The 19,960-nt window shown below is 61.8% G+C and carries 17 protein-coding genes; 7 read left to right on the top strand and 10 right to left on the bottom strand.

Features of this window, described 5'->3' with window-relative positions; all coding sequences use genetic code 11:
- Positions 1-91: 91 nt before the first annotated feature.
- Genes WIX39_RS08020 through WIX39_RS08005 form a run of 4 tightly spaced genes read left to right on the top strand, consistent with a single transcriptional unit; the run spans position 92 to position 4,379 of the window.
- On the top strand, positions 92-799 hold the full coding sequence (locus tag WIX39_RS08020; RefSeq protein ID WP_409194835.1) for a FadR/GntR family transcriptional regulator: 708 nt from the start codon (positions 92-94) through the stop codon (positions 797-799).
- Between the two features lie 30 nt (positions 800-829).
- A complete protein-coding gene (locus tag WIX39_RS08015) occupies positions 830-2,356 on the top strand; it encodes a UxaA family hydrolase (RefSeq protein ID WP_409194834.1) in 1,527 nt (508 codons plus the stop codon).
- Positions 2,357-2,381: 25 nt separating this feature from the next.
- Positions 2,382-3,314, top strand: coding sequence for an SMP-30/gluconolactonase/LRE family protein (locus tag WIX39_RS08010; RefSeq protein WP_409194833.1), 933 nt, complete (start codon positions 2,382-2,384; stop codon positions 3,312-3,314).
- A gap of 3 nt (positions 3,315-3,317) precedes the next feature.
- Positions 3,318-4,379, top strand: coding sequence for a malate/lactate/ureidoglycolate dehydrogenase (locus WIX39_RS08005; RefSeq protein ID WP_106935802.1), 1,062 nt, complete (start codon positions 3,318-3,320; stop codon positions 4,377-4,379).
- Between the two features lie 27 nt (positions 4,380-4,406).
- On the opposite strand, the gene slmA is transcribed toward WIX39_RS08005, so the two are convergent.
- The 3 genes from slmA to WIX39_RS07990 form a co-directional block, all read right to left on the bottom strand.
- Positions 4,407-5,057, bottom strand: coding sequence for a nucleoid occlusion factor SlmA (gene slmA, locus WIX39_RS08000; protein ID WP_081268360.1), 651 nt, complete (start codon positions 5,055-5,057; stop codon positions 4,407-4,409).
- Between the two features lie 77 nt (positions 5,058-5,134).
- Positions 5,135-6,028, bottom strand: a complete 894-nt coding sequence (gene argB / locus WIX39_RS07995) for an acetylglutamate kinase (protein ID WP_081268359.1) — start codon at positions 6,026-6,028, stop codon at positions 5,135-5,137.
- A gap of 107 nt (positions 6,029-6,135) precedes the next feature.
- Complete coding sequence (locus WIX39_RS07990; protein WP_081268358.1) at positions 6,136-7,233, bottom strand: glycosyltransferase family 4 protein; 1,098 nt, start codon at positions 7,231-7,233, stop codon at positions 6,136-6,138.
- Between the two features lie 45 nt (positions 7,234-7,278).
- Here WIX39_RS07990 and WIX39_RS07985 point away from each other — a divergent pair, with 45 nt between their 5' ends.
- The gene (locus WIX39_RS07985) at positions 7,279-8,040 is read left to right on the top strand and encodes a glycosyltransferase family 2 protein (protein ID WP_409194832.1); all 762 of its coding nucleotides are present in this window, start codon (positions 7,279-7,281) and stop codon (positions 8,038-8,040) included.
- Here the strand turns inward: WIX39_RS07985 and WIX39_RS07980 are convergent.
- From WIX39_RS07980 to WIX39_RS07965, 4 genes are all read right to left on the bottom strand, one after another.
- Complete coding sequence (locus WIX39_RS07980; protein ID WP_409194831.1) at positions 8,037-9,737, bottom strand: glycosyltransferase; 1,701 nt, start codon at positions 9,735-9,737, stop codon at positions 8,037-8,039. The two genes, WIX39_RS07985 and WIX39_RS07980, sit on opposite strands and share 4 nt — an antisense overlap.
- Positions 9,738-9,780: 43 nt before the next feature.
- Entirely contained in the window at positions 9,781-11,841 is a 2,061-nt protein-coding gene (locus WIX39_RS07975) for a hypothetical protein (protein ID WP_409194830.1), read from the bottom strand.
- A 330-nt stretch (positions 11,842-12,171) separates the two neighbouring features.
- Positions 12,172-13,155, bottom strand: coding sequence for a glycosyltransferase family 2 protein (locus WIX39_RS07970; protein ID WP_409194829.1), 984 nt, complete (start codon positions 13,153-13,155; stop codon positions 12,172-12,174).
- The gene (locus WIX39_RS07965; protein WP_409194828.1) at positions 13,155-15,023 is read right to left on the bottom strand and encodes a glycosyltransferase family 2 protein; all 1,869 of its coding nucleotides are present in this window, start codon (positions 15,021-15,023) and stop codon (positions 13,155-13,157) included. Before WIX39_RS07965 ends, WIX39_RS07970 begins: the two co-directional genes overlap by 1 nt.
- A gap of 326 nt (positions 15,024-15,349) precedes the next feature.
- Here WIX39_RS07965 and WIX39_RS07960 point away from each other — a divergent pair, with 326 nt between their 5' ends.
- Both WIX39_RS07960 and WIX39_RS07955 read left to right on the top strand, forming a co-directional pair.
- Positions 15,350-16,153, top strand: a complete 804-nt coding sequence (locus WIX39_RS07960) for an ABC transporter permease (RefSeq protein ID WP_106935806.1) — start codon at positions 15,350-15,352, stop codon at positions 16,151-16,153.
- Positions 16,154-16,156: 3 nt separating this feature from the next.
- Positions 16,157-16,858, top strand: coding sequence for an ABC transporter ATP-binding protein (locus WIX39_RS07955; RefSeq protein ID WP_106935807.1), 702 nt, complete (start codon positions 16,157-16,159; stop codon positions 16,856-16,858).
- Between the two features lie 3 nt (positions 16,859-16,861).
- On the opposite strand, the gene WIX39_RS07950 is transcribed toward WIX39_RS07955, so the two are convergent.
- The 3 genes from WIX39_RS07950 to WIX39_RS07940 all read right to left on the bottom strand — a co-directional run bounded on the left by WIX39_RS07950 (position 16,862) and on the right by WIX39_RS07940 (position 19,958).
- Positions 16,862-17,935 carry a glycosyltransferase family protein gene (locus WIX39_RS07950; RefSeq protein ID WP_409194827.1) on the bottom strand — a complete coding sequence of 358 codons (1,074 nt, stop codon included), beginning with the start codon at positions 17,933-17,935 and terminating at the stop codon, positions 16,862-16,864.
- A gap of 95 nt (positions 17,936-18,030) precedes the next feature.
- Positions 18,031-19,383 carry a hypothetical protein gene (locus WIX39_RS07945; protein WP_409194826.1) on the bottom strand — a complete coding sequence of 451 codons (1,353 nt, stop codon included), beginning with the start codon at positions 19,381-19,383 and terminating at the stop codon, positions 18,031-18,033.
- A gap of 170 nt (positions 19,384-19,553) precedes the next feature.
- Positions 19,554-19,958, bottom strand: coding sequence for a GtrA family protein (locus WIX39_RS07940; RefSeq protein ID WP_409194825.1), 405 nt, complete (start codon positions 19,956-19,958; stop codon positions 19,554-19,556).
- Positions 19,959-19,960: the final 2 nt, after the last annotated feature.

Genomic DNA, 19,960 nt, shown 5'->3' with positions numbered 1-19,960 from the left:
CCCGATGATGGCCCGGGCGGTGTATCGTATTCTGAATTGGCCTTACCACTTGGCCAATTCAGGACAACCCTTAACCCACCTTGCCGACCTCGTGCCCCTCCAGACCCTCGAACCCCAGCGCCTCTACCGCCAGATTGCAGACCAGCTCCGCGGCCTGATCGCCGAGGGCGAGTTCGACGTCGGCGCGCGCATTCCCGCCGAACGCGACCTCGCCAAGCAGCTGGGCGTGAGCCGCCCTTCGGTGCGCGAGGCGCTGATCGCGCTGGAGGTGGAAGGCTGGGTCGAGATAAGAACCGGCTCGGGCGTGTACGTGCTGGACCGCCCGCACCGCACCGGCGCCCCCACGGCCGGCACCGAGTGGGGGCCGCTCGAGATCATCCGCGCGCGCCGCATGGTCGAGGGCGAGACCGCCGCCACCGCCGCGCAGCACGGCAAGCGCAAGGACGTGGACGCCATGCGCCGCGCGATCCGCATGATGCGCGAGACGGCCGCGCGCAACGAGGTGCCGCACGAAGGCGACCGCGCCTTCCACCTGGCCATCGTCAACGCCTGCGACAACGTGGTGCTGACCGAGACGGTGCAAGGCTTCTGGGAATCGCGGCACGGGCCGATCTTCGCGCGCATGATCGATTACTTCGAGACCATGGAATCGTGGCAGGCCGCCATCGGCGAGCACGAGGCCATCGTCGATGCCATCGCGTCGCGCGACGCGGCAGCCGCGCGCGACGCGATGCACCAGCACATGGACAAGTTCCACCAGAGATTCAGCGCGAGCTGGCGCCGCGCGAAGGCCTCCTGACAACAAACAAGCGCCGGCAGACACCCCACCATGACCCCCTACATCCGACTCCACCCCGCCGACGACGTCGTCATCGCGCGCTCCCAACTGCTCGGCGGCACCACGGTCGAGAACGTGGCCGTGCGCGGCCTCATTCCGCCGGGCCACAAGATCGCGATGCGCGACATCGCGCAGGGCGAACCGGTGCGCCGCTACAACCAGATCATCGGCTTCGCGAGCCGCCCCATCGGCGCGGGCGAGCATGTGCACACGCAGAACCTGGACATGGGCCCGGACAAGGGCGACTTCGAACGCGACTACGCCTTCGGCGCCGACGTGAAGCCCGCCCCCGCGAAGCGCGAAGCCACCTTCATGGGCATCAGGCGCGCCGACGGCCGCGTGGCCACGCGCAACTACATCGGCGTGCTGACCAGCGTGAACTGCTCGGCCACCGCCGCGCGCGCCATTGCCGACCACTTCTCGCGCAAGACCAATCCGCAGGCGCTGGCCGCGTTCCCGAACGTGGACGGCGTGGTCGCGCTCACGCACGGCACCGGCTGCGGCATGGACACGCAGGGCATGGGCATGCAGATACTGGAGCGCACGCTCACGGGCTATGCCACGCACCCGAACTTCGCGGGCGTGCTGGTGGTCGGCCTCGGCTGCGAGGCCAACCAGATCAACGCCTGGCTCGCGACCGGCCACCTGGCCGAGGGCGAGAACTTCCGCACCTTCAACATCCAGGACACGGGCGGCACGCGCAAGACGGTCGAGAAAGGCGTGGCGCTCATCGAGGAGATGCTGCCGCGCGCCAACGCGGTGAAGCGCGAGCCCTGCAGCGCGGCGCACATCACCATCGGGCTGCAGTGCGGCGGCTCCGACGGCTATTCGGGCATCAGCGCCAACCCGGCGCTGGGCGCGGCGGTCGACCTGCTGGTGGCGCATGGCGGCACGGCCATCCTGAGCGAGACGCCCGAGGTGTACGGCGCGGAGCACCTGCTCACGCGGCGCGCGGTGAAGCGCGAGGTCGGCCAGAAGCTGGTGGACCGCATCAAGTGGTGGGAGCACTACACCAAGATCAACCAGGGCGAGATGAACAACAACCCCTCGCCCGGGAACAAGGCGGGCGGGCTCACCACCATCCTCGAGAAGTCGCTGGGCGCGGTCGCCAAGGGCGGCACCAGCAACCTCGAGGCGGTGTATGAATACGCGGAGCCCGTCACCGCGCACGGCTTCGTCTACATGGACACGCCGGGCTACGACCCGGTCAGCGCCACGGGCCAGGTGGCCGGCGGCGCCAACCTCATCTGCTTCACCACGGGGCGTGGCTCTGCCTATGGCTGCGCGCCCTCGCCCTCCCTCAAGCTGGCCACCAACTCGGCGCTGTGGCAGCGGCAGGAAGAAGACATGGACATCAACTGCGGCGAGATCGTCGACGGCACCGCGTCCATCCAGGAGATGGGCCAGCGCATCTTCGAGCTGGTGCTGGCTACCGCCTCGGGCGCGCACTCCAAGAGCGAGCAGCACGGCTACGGGCAGAACGAGTTCGTTCCGTGGCAGGTCGGCGCGGTGATGTAGGCCCCCCACGAGCACAAGGAGCAGCATGGCCACCCTTCCCTTCGGCTTTCTCGAGGGTACCGGCTTCGAGCACCTGGATCCGCGCTTCAAGCCGCGCATTCCCGGCCCCGAGCGCCTGCAGCGCCTGTGGACCGGCGCGCGCTGGTGCGAAGGCCCCGCGTGGTTCGCCGCGCACCGCACGCTGGTGTGGTCGGACATTCCGAACAACCGCATGCTGCGCTACGACGAGGTCAACGGCACGGTCGGCGTGTTCCGCGAGCCGGCCAACAACACCAACGGCCACACGGTCGACCGCGAAGGCCGGCTCGTGAGCTGCGAGCACCTCACGCGGCGCGTGACGCGCACCGAGCATGACGGCTCCATCACCGTGCTGGCGTCTCACTGGCAGGGCAAGCGCCTCAATTCACCCAACGACGTGGTGGTGCATTCGGACGGCGGCGTGTGGTTCACCGACCCGAGCTACGGCATCCTCTCCGACTACGAAGGGCTGAAGGCCGACAGCGAGATCGGCGCCTGCCACGTCTACCGCATCGACCCCGCCAGCGGCGAAGTGCGGCGCATGGCCGACGACTTCGTGAAGCCCAACGGGCTGGCGTTCTCGCCAGACGAATCGCTGCTGTACATCGCCGATACCGGCGCGAGCCATGCGGCGGACGGGCCGCGCCACATCCGCCGCTTCAGGGTGGGCGCCGACGGCCGCAGCCTGAGCGGCGGCGAGGTGTTCGCCGAATGCACCAACGGCCTGTTCGACGGTTTCCGGCTCGACACCGAAGGCCGCATCTGGACCAGCGCCGCCGACGGCGTGCACGCCTACGACCCCGACGGCACGCTGCTGGGCAAGATCCTCGTGCCCGAGCGCGTGGCCAACGTGTGCTTCGGCGGCCCCAAGCGCAACCGGCTGTTCGTCTGCGCCACCACCTCCCTCTATGCCATCACGCTGAACGCGAAAGGAATCTGATCCATGTCCAGAACATTGCCGGCCGACCACCTGCAGGCCACCGTCGCCAGCATCCTGCAGGCGGCGGGCAGCGCGCCCGCGGAGGCGCAGCAGGTGGCCGCGAACCTCGTGCTCGCCAACCTGAGCGGCCACGACTCGCACGGCGTGGGCATGCTGCCGCGCTACATCGACGCAGTGGCCGAGGGCGGCCTGAAGCCGAACACGGCCGTGAAGATCAATCTCGACATCGGCACGCTGATGGGCCTGGACGGCCAGCACGGCTACGGGCAGGTCGTGGGCGTGCAGGCAATGGAGCTGGGCATTGCGCGGGCCAAGCAGCACGGCAGCTGCATCTTCACGCTCTCGCACGCGCACCACCTGGGGCGCATCGGGCACTTCGCGGAAATGGCGACGGCGCAGGGGCTGGTGTCGATGCATTTCGTCAACGTGCTGTCGCGCCCGGTGGTCGCGCCCTGGGGCGGCGGCGACGGGCGCTTCGGCACCAACCCGTGCTGCATCGGCGTGCCGCTGGCGGGCGCCGAGCCCTTCGTGCTCGACTACGCCACCAGCCGGGTGGCGCAGGGCAAGATGCGCGTGGCCCACAACAAGGGCGAGCGCGTGCCCGACGGCTACCTGATCGACGAGAACGGCGCGCCCACCAACGACCCCGGCGTGGTCGTGGTGCCGCAGGGCAACGGCCTGTTCGGCGCGCTCATGACCTTCGGCGAGCACAAGGGCTACGGCATGGCCGTGGCCTGCGAACTGCTGGGCGGCGCGCTCACGGGCGGCGGCACCTGGCACCGGCAGGCGGACACGGCGCGCACCGTGCTCAACGGCATGCTCACGGTGCTGATCGACCCCGAGAAGCTGGGCACGCAGAAGTCCTTCGACGAAGAAGCGCGCGAATTTGTCGAGTGGCTGCGCCGCAGCCCGCCGGGACAGGGCTTCGACGGGGTGCAACTGGCCGGCGAGCCGGAGCGCAAGGCACGCGCGGCGCGGCGCAAGGACGGGATCTGGGTGGACGACGCGACGTGGGGGGAAATCGTCGCGGCGGGAGCGAAGGTGGGCGTGGCCGTGGCGGCCTGATTCGCCGCACGCCGCACAGGAAGCCCGTCAGACGATCAGCGCGATCGTCGCTTCCAGGTGCTCCGACGGTGCGCGCCGGAACCCCGAACGCGCAAAGCGCTGCAGTTGCCCCACCACGAAGGCGGTGAGCGCGGCGGCGCGCACCTGGGCATCGACGCTCGGCGTGGCCGAACCGTCGGCGCTGGCGGCGCCGCGCAGCACCTGACGCAGCGTGGCCTCGATCTTGTCGAAGAACTGGTTCATGCGCTGCTGCAGGCGTTCGTTTTCGAACACCAGCGCGTCGCCCACCATCACGCGCGTCATGCCGGGATTGCGCTCGGCGAACTGCACGAGCAGCGTGAGAATGCGGCCGGCCTGCTGGGCGCCGGTGGCGCCCTCGCGCTCGAGGATCTGGTTGACGAGCGTGAAGACGCTCTGCTCGATGAAATCGATCAGGCCCTCGAACATCTGGGCCTTGCTCGCGAAGTGGCGGTACAGCGCGGCCTCGCTCACCTCGAGGCGCGCGGCCAGCGCGGCAGTGGTGACCCGCTCGGCACCCGGCTGCTCAAGCATGGAAGCAAGCGCCTGCAGGATCTGCACGCGCCGCTCGCCCGGCTTCGGGCGCTTGCGCGCCGGCGGGGTGAGCGTTTCAGCAGGGGTCTCTACGCCGGAAGCACTGGTCGTCTCTTCGTTCTGCATGGGAGCGCGTGCAAAGATGTAAACAATTGATTCTCGCACAGCGCAGTGAGCACGCGCCCACCCGGCGCATTCGGGGCTCAGCGGGCGCGGATCATCGTCCCGTAGGCCTGGTCGGTCAGGATCTCGAGCAGCATCGCGTGCGGCACGCGGCCGTCGATGATGTGCACCGCGTTCACGCCGCTCTTGGCCGCGTCGAGCGCGCCTTCGATCTTCGGCAGCATGCCGCCGGAGATGGTGCCGTCGGCGAACAGGTCGTCGATTTCGCGCGCGCTCAGGTTGGTGAGCAGCTTGCCGTCCTTGTCGAGCACGCCGGGCGTGTTGGTCAGCAGCATGAGCTTCTCGGCCTTGAGCACGGTGGCCAGCTTGCCGGCGACGACGTCGGCGTTGATGTTGTAGCTCTCGTTGTCCTCGCCGAAGCCGATCGGGCTGACCACGGGAATGAAGGCGTCGTCCTGCAGCGCCTTGACCACGCTGGGGTCGATGGAGACGATGTCGCCCACCTGGCCCACGTCGTGCTGCAGGTTGGGGTCGGCACGGTCGGCCAGCTTGAGCTTCTGCGCGCGGATCAGGCCGCCGTCGCGCCCGGTCAGGCCCACGGCCTTGCCGCCGGCCTGGTTGATGAGGCCCACGATGTCCTGCTGCACCTCGCCCGCGAGCACCCACTCGACGACTTCCATGGTCTCGGCGTCGGTCACGCGCATGCCCTGGATGAAGCTGCCCTTCTTGCCAAGCTTGTTGAGCGCCGCCTCGATCTGCGGGCCGCCGCCATGCACCACCACCGGGTTCATGCCGACCAGCTTGAGCAGCACCACGTCTTCCGCGAAGTCGGCCTGCAGGGCCGGGTCGGTCATGGCGTTGCCGCCGTACTTGATGACGATGGTCTTGCCGTGGAACTTGCGGATGTACGGCAGCGCCTGGGCCAGGATCTCGGCCTTGTCGCGCGGGGGAATGTTGAGGACGGGGTCGGTCATGGGCGGTCAGGCTCCAAAGCGGTGGACGATTAGGTGAAGCTCAAATTCTCGCGCAATCGCGGTGACAGCCAACTGACCGACGGCGCGAAGACTGGGGGTGTTCCAGTTCACGGCCGCAGCCAGCGCGGCACCTTGAAGCGCACGATCATCAGGTACGAGCCCACGTAGGTGGTGATGAACACCAGGCAGAAGAACATCAGCACGTAGGTGTTGTTCCAGAACAGCACCGCCGGCACCACCGACATGGCGGCAAACATCCACAGGTAGGGCGAAGTGCGGTTGTTGCGCGCCAGCAGCTGCCGGGCTTCGTCGTCCGCGAAGGCCACGCGCACGATGCGCCGGAAGATCAGCTGGTGGAAGTGCAGCGCGTCGGCCGTGCCGGGCGACTGGCCGCGCGCCAGCTTGCGGTAGATGGAGAACAGCGTCTCCCACACCGGGTAGATCAGCAGCAGCATGGGAAACCACGGCGACACCACGCGGTGCCGCTGCACCAGCGTCACGCAGGCCACGGCGATCACCATGCCCCAGACGTACGCGCCGCCGTCGCCGGCGAAGATCTTGCCGCGCGGGTAGTTCCACACCAGGAAACCGAAGGTGGCGCCGACCAGGCACACCACCATGGCCGCCAGCTGCCGGTCGCCGACCTGCAGCGCCACGTGCGAGATGGCCAGGCAGACCAGCACCGCCACCGTGCCCGCGAGCCCGTTGTAGCCGTCGATGATGTTGAAGGCGTGCGGCAGCCCGCCGATGGCGAGCGCCGCGAACAGCACCGTGGCAAAGGGAATCATCGCCAGCCAGCCATCGACCGTCTCGAAGCCGGTGCGCGCCACGCCCAGCCCCAGCAGCCAGCACACCAGCAGCGCCGAGCCAATGGTCAACCCGAGCCGGTAGCGCACCTTCACGCGCTGGGTGACGTCCTCCACGATGCCGCCGAGCACGGCCGGCGCAATGCACAGCAGCGTGAGCATCGAGGTGGTGACCGGCCAGGACACGTTGAACGGGTCGGTGCCGGTGATGCCGGCCGCCAGCCAGGCCACGCCCATGCCCAGCAGGATGCCCGCACCGCCCAGGCGCGGCACATGGCCCTTGTGGAAGCGTTGGGGCATGTCGGCGCCGTAGATCCGGGCATGCCTGCGCGCGCGGCGCATGAACACCTGGACCGAGAAGGCGGCGACGAAGAAACTGATGACGATCAGAGCAATCATGTGTGGGGGTTGGGGAACCCTAGAATTCCCGAGCGAAATTAGACCATGCCGACACCCCCCTCCCCCTTCCCCGCTTCGTTTGCCCCGATCACCATTTCAATCGTGAGCCACGGCCAGCTCGCGCTGGTGCTGCCGCTGCTCGACCAGCTGGACCGCCACAGCCGCGAATCGACCGCCAAGGTGGTGCTCACGCTGAACATTCCCGAGCCGGACTTGCTCGCGGGCCGGAACTGGGGCTTCGAGGTGGAAAGGATCGAGAACGCGAGCCCCAAGGGCTTCGGCGCCAATCACAACCAGGCGTTCGAGCACTGCGCCACGCCCTGGTTCCTGGTGCTGAACCCGGACATCCGCTTCGACCGCGACGTGCTGGCGCCGCTGCTCGCCCAGGCCGCCCCCGATGCCGGCCTGCTGACGCCGCGCATCCTGGAGCCGGGCAAGAACACGCCCGAGCCGCACCGGGCGCTGCTCACGCCCTTCGAGATCGTCGGGCGCAAGAAGCCCGGCTACGTGCGCCCGAAGGTCCCGGCGTGGATTCCCGGCCTGTTCATGCTGTTTCGCAGCGAGGCCTACCGGCAGGTGGGCGGCTTCGACGAGAAGTTCTTCATGTACGGGGAAGACTTCGACATCTGCGCGCGCACCCGGCTCGCGGGCTGGAAGCTGCAGGTGGGCGAAGACCTGACGGCCCGGCACGACGCCCAGCGCGACAGCCACCGGAGCAAGAAATACCTGTACTGGCACGTGACCAGCCTGCTGAAGGTGTGGCTGTCGGAGGCGTTCTGGCGCTACCGGCGGCTGCAGGACGGCTAACTTTGCCGCGTCGGCTTGGTAATACCTTCAGCGAGTTCACCATTACCTTTATTAGCTACGGCAGCGTGACTTCCCAGACAATCAAGTTTCGCAACATAAGATCTCATATCGAACCGTTCCCGCGCGATTTTCATCGTTGCAGTTTTTGTTGATTCCAACAGTTCTCTATTTAAAGCCAATTTCGCCAATACTCCTGCGGCAGAACTCACATCGAGATATGGCACAACTAAAAAATTGAGATCGTTCTGCGTTTTCAACAATTCTGCAATCCCGGACGCTTCATCGAAGCAAACAACTGGGATTCCAAGTGTCATCGCGTCAATTGCAACATTAGGCAGTGGATCAAGTCTTGAACTTAACAAAAAAGCGTTTGCGTTCTCATAAAAGCCACGGAGATCTGCCGTTTCGGGTAGAAAGACTACTGTGTCTGCCACATTGGCACGCTTGATCTGCTCCGCTAAGTAACCCGCAATCTCTTCATAGTTTGGAAGTCGCCCGCCCACCCATGCAAACTGTGCGCGTACATTCGGATACTGCGCCTTCAAGATCGCGGCAACCCCGACAAAAAGGTCGACGCCTTTTCGCCAGCCGACAGCACCGATTCCAATAACGTTGAAATCAGCTGGCACTGAACGCCAACGCAGTAGCTCGCCTGCACTTGATAAACCTGGCGCAACTAAGCGCGACGCATGCCCGTCCGGTGGGACTAAAGAAACTCCCTGAGGAATGATCAGCACGCGCTCGCGGGTCTTAAGGATTGGAAATTTTTCAGCCGATGACTTTCGCACCAAATCGGCTGAGAAGACAACAGCATCCACATCAGAATAGAAACGCTCGAAGTCATTTGCGGGGCTGAAATAGGTCGCAAATTCATGAATCAACGCTACGACTGGCACTCCCATACTTTTGAGCGAGGTCCCGAATGAATGAGCCTCAGCGCAATTTACGATTGCATATTTTGGCTGCGCAACCTGAGCAATAATCGCCGACATCCATTCAATCTGATCTGCCTGCATGAGCTCCGTAGAGTTCGGGGCAACAAAAAAGCTCGCGTCACCTCGAAACAAATTCTCTAAGTCGCCGCCGCCTCGCAGTGAAATTACAACAACGTTATAGGACAGATCCCGCCTCAAGTGCGTGCAAATATTCCATCCCAGAATCGGGGCACCACTCCTTGAAGTCTCATGCAGAACCAGAACTACCGTCTCGCGCTTCGGATCTAACTTTCGTAGTCCTTCCACAACACCAGGGAACGGATGGGCTTTGCGCCCTTCATGGTGCCCATGATTCACGTAGTGCAAAAAGAGATTATCTACGTGAACAAGATCTTCATTGCGCGCCAAATAGTAAGCGGCATCAAAGTCAAAACTTGCCTTAAGCCCTGCTCGTTCGCCATGCTCCAGGTAGTGAAGGACAGCTTCTTCAGGGCCGAGAGGCGTATCGAGCTGATTGCAATAAAGGACATGATCAAACTTGCCGCTCTTCAAGAGCTGTTCAACTTGCTCAAGCTGCCGATCGCCATTGATATGAGCATCCGTCAAAGAAGCAGGCTCTTCTGCAGGAAGTGCCTCCTCTAAATCAACAGAGACACCCTTCTCCGTCCTACTGCCTGCAGCCTTCAGTGAACGAAACAAGTCGGCGAGACCCATATGCAATTCTCCAAAATTTTTTGCCAATCCTGCCTGTGGAGCACGCAAGCGATCCGGCGCGGAAGTTTAGTCGTAGCAACAGTTTGAATCCTCAATTTGCAAGCGTCACGGAAACTAGATCGCACCATGCATTCGCTCGCTTCGAGACCGTTAGTTCATAGTTGATCGTCAGGTTTGTGGTCGGCAGCGTTACCGTTTCCCCAGGCTCGACCACCAGGTGCACTAGGTCGTGTCCATCTGAACGCAGGAGAACATCAACGCCATCAGAACCTGGGCACGCTGGAGCCACTGACAGGCTCAGTTTCTTTGACATGCCCGTAAATGAAGCGATAGTTGGCTTGGTCTCTCCAGGGTGAATCGAAATAAGGCCTTTCGGTTCAAACTCGAACTTGCCCCATTGATCTCCAACCTTGGTTGTCGCCGTCATCGCGAGCTTAAATATCTCATTTTCGTAAACGGCCCTCCACTCTGGATATCGCGCAAAAAACTCGGCCAGCATTTCATCAACTTCTACACGAGTAAATGGCCTAGTCTTCTCGTAGACGAGAGCTTTTACACTGTCGGTAATTTGAAAAATGGGCCCGACCCGCTTGTACGCCGCCCCAATTCCCTTACCCTCTAATATCGACCGTGCAGGGATAGTGATTACAGTTTGTGTGCCTTGTGGGAGATGCGTAAGGACTGGATCAGAAACTACTGCATAGCGAGCCATGAACGGCGCGACGCTCAGCATCTGAATCAAGTCAACATGCGACGTATCTACAGCACGATCAGCAAGAAGTTCATTTGATACGCTTAGCAAAACATCTCGATTGAGGATTACATCAGAAGCAAATGCAGTCCACTTCTCGTCAGGTTTGACGAGTTTATCCAATTGCAGGGCCAGACTACGATACGCGACCTCATCACCAATTTTATTGTTATACACGACGCTTGGGAGCACGGCCCCACCCATCGCCGCCCCAATTCCGCTTCGATAGAAAGTCGCAGCAAGAATCAAGAGACTCGCTACTGTAACCACACTAATTTTCCAGCCAAAAGGGGCGCTGAACAGCAAAAGAACACTCCAAAGCCCAACACACATCAAAAGATAAATCCAAAATGCGAGTGGCAAATAGTGGTGCATCCCAAACCCCTGTGTGCGTGTAAAAAGCACAAAGAGGAGAATTGCGTTTGCGGCTATAAAGGATACATCAATGCGCTTCGAAGGCGTTTTCCATAGAAAATTTAGTCCGGCAACAGCAAGCAGCAAGTAAAGCCCACCGAAGCTTCTCCATAGATCCATGAAATGATCGAAAGTTGAACGTTGGTACGCGACATATATCGACGAGTAGCTTGTTTGCAGAATAGTCTTAACTAGGCCGCCCTGTGCAAGCAGACAAGCTCCAACAGAAAAAATACCAGCAATGGCAAAATTGATCGTTGTATTGCGGGTGGCACGCGTCCAACGCACATGACTGTCAATACATGCCCTCACAATGCAGTAGATCGGAGCGGTCAATACAAACGCAACGACTGAAAAAGCGTACCAGCGGCGAAAGAGAAATGGCATCCAGATCGCCAACCCCAGCAATATTGCCAAGCCCGGCCGAATTCTTAGACCGAATCCGGCTGTTCTGACCAAGATGAAGGCAAGCGCAAATGGGATCAAGCCTACAATATCAACATATCCTCTAAGTGTGGGTACCCAAAAAGGAACAAAACAGGCAGCTGCAATGGCGAATATATAAAAGGGCCGAGTATCGCTTACGCTGTCTCGTACAACCAGCGAAGCTGCTTTACCGGAAAGAACAACAACAGGGATCAAATACGTCAGCGCAGCACCTAAAATATAACCATACCGCTCGTAGCCCATTGCCAGACTAAAAGGAAGGAGAAGTGCAGCGGGCAGTGAGTTGTAATCACTCGCCCAAATTCCCTCTCGCAGCGCTCGAGCCCACTCCCATGCACTCTGCTTAAATTGAAGTCCGGATTTCCAGTATGCAATCCAGTAATTACGATAATCATTCACATACAGGTGATGCTCGCCATTCAGATAAAAAGTTACATGAATAGTAGCCAGCACCACGAGAATGAGAATGAAAAAGAAAAAGCTCCGGCGGCCTGGTGATATTTGGGACGGCATCAAAAAGGAAAAAGAGTCAAAGTTCATGGACGGACTGAGAAGCAGCCGGAATCATCAATTATCGACCTTGTCATCCGCCGATCGAGTAGGGCCAGAAAGCGCTTGCCGGCTTCTTCCCGGCATTTTGCGAACGCCTTCACGTCGTCTTCTCCATGGATCGGCCAACTTGAGGAGCAGGTGAGCATCGCTACCATGCTGGCTTGGCGATGCAAATCTGTGCTTGACTGCACCTACGCCTGAGTCAGGAGAACATTGGAAGCATCTTTCAGTGAAGCGACTCCGCGAATAGTGCCCCTGCGACTAGCGTACTAAACAGATATCTCCAAGACTATGTGGCCAGCCTGACAGAACTTGCTGTCAGCCCCGCTCGAAGACATCTTGCACGATGGCGTGCACACCGCGCCCGAAGCGCGCATAGCGGCCGTTCGTAGCCTCAACGAGGATTGGCAGCAGGCGCAAAGCTCGCGCAGCCGGCAGCCCCGCCCTGACACGCTGGTGCGCGACCTTGTCATGCTGCGCATTTAGATAGCCCGGTCGCACCCGGTCGCCGAGCTGAAGCAGGCGCTGCAGCAGCGCATCGGCGCGATGCAGCCGCGCCACGTGCTTGTCGCCGCGCTCGGCAAAGGCCTTGGCGATCTTCTCGGACAGCGTGAGCCGCCGCGCGCCGATCTGGTTGCTGGCGTGCTGGCGGTAGTCGATGGTCGGCTCGGGCAGCACGTCCATGCGGCCCGTGGCCGCGGCGATGGCGGCCAGCCACTCGTCATGCACCCACTCGGGCGCGAACGGAAGCGCCGCGTCGAGCAAAGTCCTGCGGAACATGGTGGTCGCGCCCGTCACCAGGTTGCGCCGCAGCAGCACGCTGAAGGCGTCTCCGCGCGAAATGGCCTCCAGCTCGGCGGGCTGCACTTCGAGCGCATGGAAGAGCGTGGAGCCCAGGGGCTGCAGGTCGGCATCGACGAGGCGCGCGTCGGTATGCAGCAGCAGCAGGTCGGGACGGGCCTCGAATTGCGCCGCCATGCGGGCGAGGCGGCCGGGGTGCCAGACATCGTCCTGGTCGCACAGCACGATGAGTTCGTGGCTGCAGGCGCGCACGGCCTGCTCGAAATTGCGCGTCACGCCCAGCGGCGGCATGTTGCTGAACACCCGCAGCGCGATCCGGTCAGCCACGCCGCACAGGGCGATCGTGTCGCGAACGACGGCCAGCGTGTCGTCGGACGAGCCGTCGTCGGACACGATGATCTCGCGCGGCAAGGGCTCCTGCGTGCAGATGCTGCGGATCTGCGCAGGCAGGTAGCGCGCGCCGTTGCGGGTGCAGAGGGCGACGGAAATGTCTTGCGTCATCAGGCCGGAGGCACGCGAGGGGGCCAGGCGTAGCTGAAGTCTTCGCGGGCGAGCATGAGGTTGGGGCTGTAGGCGGGGTCGTTCTGCAGGAGCGACCCCCATCGGCGCTTCATGTAGGCCACGTCTTCCATATAGGGGCTGCTGGCTGGCTCCCCTCCTTTTCTTTCGCGTGCGGCGGGCTTGTGATCGAGCAACTCGGCGTATGGCGTCCAGAGGGTTCGCAGACCGGCCTCCCCCAGCCGAAGGCAGAAGTCGACATCCGCAAACGCCTCCTTGAGATGGCTTCCGTCGAAACCACCCACTTCGAGATAGCGGTCTTTGCGAACCACCAGGCATTCCGAAGCGACGGCCGACAGCGATTGGATCAACGCGGCGCGGCCGCCGTAGCCTTCGCGCCCCGCGGGCATCCCACGATGCGAGCGGCCAGCCACGGCATCCACCCCAAGGCCCAGGATGATGCCGGCGTGCGTCAGGATCCGGCGCCGGTCCATCAGGCGTGCGCCCACCGCGCCGACGCCGGGCTGCAGCGCCAGGCTCACCATTTCAGACAGCCATTCCGGCGAAATGACCTCGATGCTGTCGTCGACCAGCGCGATCACCTCTCCAGCCGCGGCACTGACCGCTTCGTTCCGCAGTTCGGCAGTTCCCAGCTTTTGCGTATGCCTCATCACCCGCACGTTCCGCATCTTGGCGACAGACTCGAGGCAGACCTGCGAAGCCGAATCATCCGAAGCGTTGTCGACCACGATGATCTCGTAGTGCGGGTACGTCGTCTTCGCGGCGATCGACTCCACACACCGGCGCAGCGATGCAGCGGCATTTCTCGTCGGGATGACCAAGGAGACCAGAGGCGGCGTGTCAGGCAATGCGTAGCGCACCCGGTAGCCGAACCCGATGTGCTCGGCGCTCGCGCGGGTCTGGGTCCGCTCGAAATGCTCGTTGAGCGCCCGCTCGCCGGCCACCACGGCGTAGGGCTTCGCGTCCATCGACTTCGCGGTGCTCTCGGCGTGAACGCGCCAGTGATAGAGCACCCTTGGGATATGGCGGACCTGCCCAGGTTCGATGCGCTCCATGCATCGGATCACGAGATCCCAGTCTTGCGAACCTTCCAGGCCCAGCCGGAAGCCACCCACGGCGCGAACCAGATCCGTCGAAAGCACGCCCAGGTGGCTGAACATGTTCTGCGACCGGAAAAGGTCGGGGTTCCAGTCGCACTTGAAGTACGGGCCGGAGCGGATCAACGCTTCGTCGATCTTGTCCTCGTCGGAATAGATCAGCCGGACATCAGGATGGCTGGCAATGCAGTCGGCCACCCAGAACAGCGCGTCTGCCGGCAGCAGGTCGTCATGGTCCATCAACGCGATCCACGAACCAGTGACCAATTCGAGTGCGCTGTTGGACGCGGCGGAGATATGGCCATTCTTGGGCCGGAATGCCACCTTGATGCGCGGATCGCTGTCGGCGTACGACTTCAGGATTGCCCGGACCTCCTGCGACGGAGACGCATCGTCCGCGATGCACAGCTCCCAGTTCGGGTAGATCTGCTCGCGCACCGACTCGATGGCTTCGCGCAGCCAGGCCGGATTGGGGTTGTACGAAGGCATGAGCACGGAGATCAGGGGGCGCTCGGGCAGGGAGGTCACGCGCTCGGCCAGCCGGGTCCTGGCCGCAGGCGTGAGCGTGTCGTGCTCTCGAACCCAACGCGCATAGTCGTTGAACCCCGTGACGCGCCGCCCGAGTTCCCACTGAATGCCTCGCCAGCCCGCCTTGCGGAACATCCGCCATGCACGCTGGAGCCGTCCCCCGACACCAGGGGTTCTCCAGAGCACGGTCAGAAAGAAGTCGAAGAGCCGGGATACAGATTTCATAGACAACCTGCCGGCAGATGCGGCAAGGAGGAACTTTTTCGTGGAATACGCGCCGTACTGGCGGCTCGAGGGAGGAGTCAGGGCTCGATGTCAGCCAGCGGGCGATTATCTTCGCTTCCCGTTTCTGCCCCGTGCGGGGGCCTGCCGCAGGTATATCGGAATGGCCTGTTCACCTCGCCCGGTAAAATCGCTCGGTTCACACAAAGGATAAAGATGAGGCGGCCCTCCAGCGCCCCCGGCAAGACGCTCTCGCTTGGCCAGGAGGGATCCGGAGTTGTTCGGGCGAAGACGCCACAGTCCGCGCACGCAGTCTCGTATCGACGCACATGAGTCAAGTTCACTCCAACCTTCACCGCAGCGCATGGGCCGACTGGTGGGAAGGGACACGCCGCACGGACATCTGGTGGACCCTCGCCTGGTTCGACATCGTCCTGCGCTACCGGCGCTCCATGCTCGGCCCCCTTTGGCTCACGCTGAGCATGGGCGTCATGATCGGCGGCATGGGCCCGCTGTATGCCTCGCTCTTCGGCACACACCTCGACAAGTTCTTTCCCCATCTGGCGCTCGGCGTGATCTTCTGGGGCCTGTTCTCCACGATAGTCACCGATGCCTGCAACGCCTTCGTCGGATCGTCCAACTATCTCAAGCAGGGTTACTTCCCGATCAGCCTGTTCGTATGGCGAGGCCTGTCGCGCAACCTGATCCAGTTCGCCCACCAGATCGTGCTGTACATCCCCGTGGCGCTCTGGGCTGGCATCTCCTTGTCATGGTCGGCGCTGCTGGTCATTCCCGCTTTCCTGATCCTCATCGTCAACGCGCATGCGCTTGGCCTGCTGCTTGGCCTCGTCTGCACCCGCTACCGCGACGTGACGCAGATCGTCACCAGCGTCATGCAGATGCTGATGTTCCTGACCCCAGTGTTCTGGCTGCCCGAGAACCTCCCGGGCCGCGCCAAGTACGTGCTGTGGAACCCTTTCGCGCAGATGCTCGACCTGCTGCGCACCCCGCTCATGGGCGGCGTGGCCCACATTCACAGCTGGATCGGCATCGGCGTTTGGACAGTGCTGTGCCTGTCGCTTGCCAGCGTGCTGTTCGTCAAATACCGCCGTCGCGTCGTCTACTGGCTCTGATCCATGGCTTCCATTTCACTCAAGAACGTTTCGGTCAGCTTCCCCATCTACGGCGCGGGCTCGGCATCACTCAAGAAGACACTTGCGGCTTCGGTTACCGGGGGGCGCTTCGGCAAGGAAACCGGGGTCACCGTGGTGCAGGCCCTCAGCGGCCTCAACCTCGAACTGAAAAGCGGCGACCGGCTGGGCCTCATCGGCCACAACGGCGCGGGCAAGTCCACCCTGCTGCGTACGCTGGCGGGTGTCTACGAGCCGTCATCGGGCGAGTTGACGCGCCAAGGCTCGGTAGCCAGCCTGATCGATCCCGCGCTCGGCATCGAGATGGATGCAACCGGCGTCGAGAACATCATGCTGCGCGGCCTCGTGATGGGCATGAGCAAGAAAGAAGTCGACCGGCTCACACCCGAAATCTGCGAATTCAGCGGACTGGGTGAGTACGTGAACATGCCCGTTCGCACCTACTCCACCGGCATGATGATGCGCCTCGCATTCTCGATCTCGACCAGCGTAGAAGCCGACATCCTGCTGATGGACGAGTGGCTCTCCGTGGGCGACGCCGCCTTCACTGAAAAGGCCGAGCAGCGCATGCGGGACGTGGTGTCGAAGTCAGGCATTCTGGTGCTGGCATCTCATTCACCCGAATTGATTGCCAAGGAATGCAACCGGGTGATCCACATGGAGCACGGGCGGATCGTCGAGCGCTGAATTTCAGGCCAGTTGCAAGGCGTTGAGGATGGTTTCGCGCTGGTGCTGCCAGCCGAACTTGCGCAACGCATCCTCACGCGCCCGCGCTGCCATCGACGCATACACCTCGGTGCTCTGGTCTATCGCTCGAAGAATCGATTCGGTCCATTCGTGGGCCTTCGACAGATAGCCGGTTTCGCCGTCGCTGATGGCGCGGCTGTAAGTGAAGCTGGGTGACGCGATGCTCAAGGTCCCAACGCTTGCCGCTTCGAAGTATTTCAACTCCGACTTGCAGTCGGTGAAAGCATTCGATTGCAGCGGCATCAGGTTGAATTCCACCGTGCCGAGCAGTCGCTGCAGGTTCACGTAGTCATGGAACGGCTGGCGGCTTATTCGATGCCGGAACTCGCGCATGGCAGGGCCGTGGTCAATGTAGCCAACGACCATCACCTCCACATTCGGCCGCTCGGCGAGCACATCCACCAGCGATGGCTCCACGATCGCGTAATCGAGGCGGTGCGACGGCGAACCGCTGAAATACCCAAGGGTGGTCTTTCCGTTGCCTGAGAAGCGCGCGCGTTCCTTCGCTGCAAAGACCTTCTCCGCCAAGTCGAGCTGCTCCTTGTTCATGAAGTTCGGGATGACCGCCACAGGCAGGCCGGAGCAGTCTGCGATCTTCTGTGCGAGGAACGCGTTTGTCGTGATCGCGCCGTCACACAGTCTCAGCGTCTGGTGCATCCGGGCGATCATCGCAAACCAGTCGTCCCAAACGCCCTTCTGGGTCACGTCGAGGCCCAGAGTCGCCACGACGAGGTGCGCGTAGTCGGTGTCGACCACCAGGTCATCGACATCGAACAGCACGCGCTTGCCGCGCGCCCTGAACTTGGTGATCAGGCCATTCACTTGATGGCAATACCGCGACCGGCAGATCACAAGCAGATCAGCGGCGTCGGCGATCTCGTCGAACCGATCGCTGTCCGACAGGAAAAAATAGCTGGCCGACACGTCGCCTGCGTCAGGCTCATTCAGCACCTGGACCATGTTGTAGGCACGGTAGCGGAAGGTGCTGTTGTTGGGCTCTTCGTAGAAGTAGGCCACGCGGACCTTGCTTCTGTACAACATGGACAGCCGAGTCGACAGCGGCTGCAGCCACGGGTCCGCGTAGGGGACGGGAGGGATGTCCAGGGCAAACATCAGCGTCGCGCAACAAGGGTTTGGAGCGTTTGCTCGAACGACTGAACCCAATCCGCGCCCAATCCGTTGGCCGCCAGATTTCGAGTTCGCGTTTCGTTGTCGTCGGCAAGCGCGACACCAGCGCGAAGCGCATCGACCAACACATCGGTGTTTAAGTCTGCGCACAGAATGTTGGCCGAATAGTTCGACAGGTCCTGCTTGTTGGCAAACCTGTTGGTAACAACCACGGCACCGCTGGCGGCAAGATCGAAAGGTGGATAGCTGGGATGCGGCGTGTACATCAGGCACAGCCCAAGATCGATCGTTCCCGCCAAGTCGGCATACGCTTCCCAATCAAGCCCTTCACATCGCTCTGGCACGTAACCATCGCCGAAGCTCACGTTCGGAATGTCCTTGCCGACCAGAAAAATGTCCCACTGCGCGAGATCGAGCACACCTTCGTTGACTGCACGGTCGATAAGGTCGAGGCCAATGTGGAACAGATTGCGTGGATTGTTCGGCCTTGCATAGAAGAAGAAGCGTTTCTTGCCACCTGCCTCGCGCGACCGCTGGTGGAAGAGCGTCTTGGGAAATGAGGGCTCGAACCACAGGCTATTGCGTTCAAGGTTCGTCAACCCGGTGGCGACGAGGTGTTCGAACAGCAACCGTGTGTTGACCACGAAGCGGATCTGCTGATTGCGCAACACGCGCTCGCATTGAACGCGGTCTTCGCCGAACGGATAGAACATCCGCTCATCCTCTTGAAGCAAATAGATGATCGAGGCGGGCGGCACGCTGGCAAGTGTTGCGGCGGTGGTCCACCACGACGTCGTGATGAAAAGTTCTTCGGCGTGGATATCCAGGCTGGCCCGCGCCTCTGCGGCTGGAAGCAGTCCAGTATCCGCCCCCGAGTGCGCAGCGAAGGCAAACTGAATTTCATGCACCAGTTCGATGCCGTACGCGCTCAGGATCTGAGCCGCGTTCGCGGGCGAAGGTGCTTCGGTCCGGGTCACGATACGCAGCGTTGCATTCATCCGGTTTGCCAGCAGTGCCGCAAACAACAATGCTGTGCCCACACCACCGAAAAGACTGCCTGAGCCGATGCTGTCGGTTACCAAGCTGACCCGCGGCAGTTCTGGCCGGGGAATTGAGTATGTACGCAGCGGCTCTTGCGCCACGAAACGTTTGCCCAGCAGTTCGGGAACCGTGGTCTGTACGCGATTCGCAGCGCCGCGAAGCGCCGCCGCGTCTTGAATGGCCTGCACAGGATGCCCGGCTACAGCCGCACCTAGCTTTGCGCGAACCAACCTTGCGGTCGCAACCGTTCCTTTTGCTCGCCAGAAGGCGATAAATCTTCGAATTCGCGCACTCATTTATTAATTCCAGTCTTATTATTTGACTTCAGCATTCAATTTCGAAGAAGACGCATGGATCAAACCAGGATTCAACCAACTCATCCCAGCAAAAATACAAAAATTTCCATCGACTTATTAATCTTGGAAAGCAACATCATCTAAAGCCTGGCGCAATGATCAGTCCAAAGCTAACCAGCACCGCCCACCTTGCGAAACACTATATACCGGCTGGCCAAGTAAGCTGTAACCGTGTAAACCGGCATACCCATCGCCTGGGCAAGGTAGGTATTCAGATTTAACAAATCTATCGCAGTCACAACTGTCGCCAGATTTGCCACATAGGCAATGCCCGTAGCAACAAAAAATTTCACAACCGCCGGAACCCAGTCACCTTTATATGCAAAAGTCCAGCGACTGTTCAGCGTAAAACTCACGCAAATTCCAACCGCATATCCGATTGCATTAGCAACCACGTCACGAGCGTCGAAAAAATATTTAGCAGCAAAAATTACAGACAGTCCAACCAATGTATTGGCAACGCCGACCACCAGAAACCGAGCGAACTGAAATGAAAGGATTTTTCCGGCGATCATAG

Source organism: Variovorax sp. AB1(2024), assembly GCF_037482385.2.
Lineage (GTDB): Bacteria > Pseudomonadota > Gammaproteobacteria > Burkholderiales > Burkholderiaceae_C > Variovorax.
The sequence above is the reverse complement of the archived record's forward strand: the minus strand, read 5'-3'. Positions and strand labels throughout refer to the sequence as shown.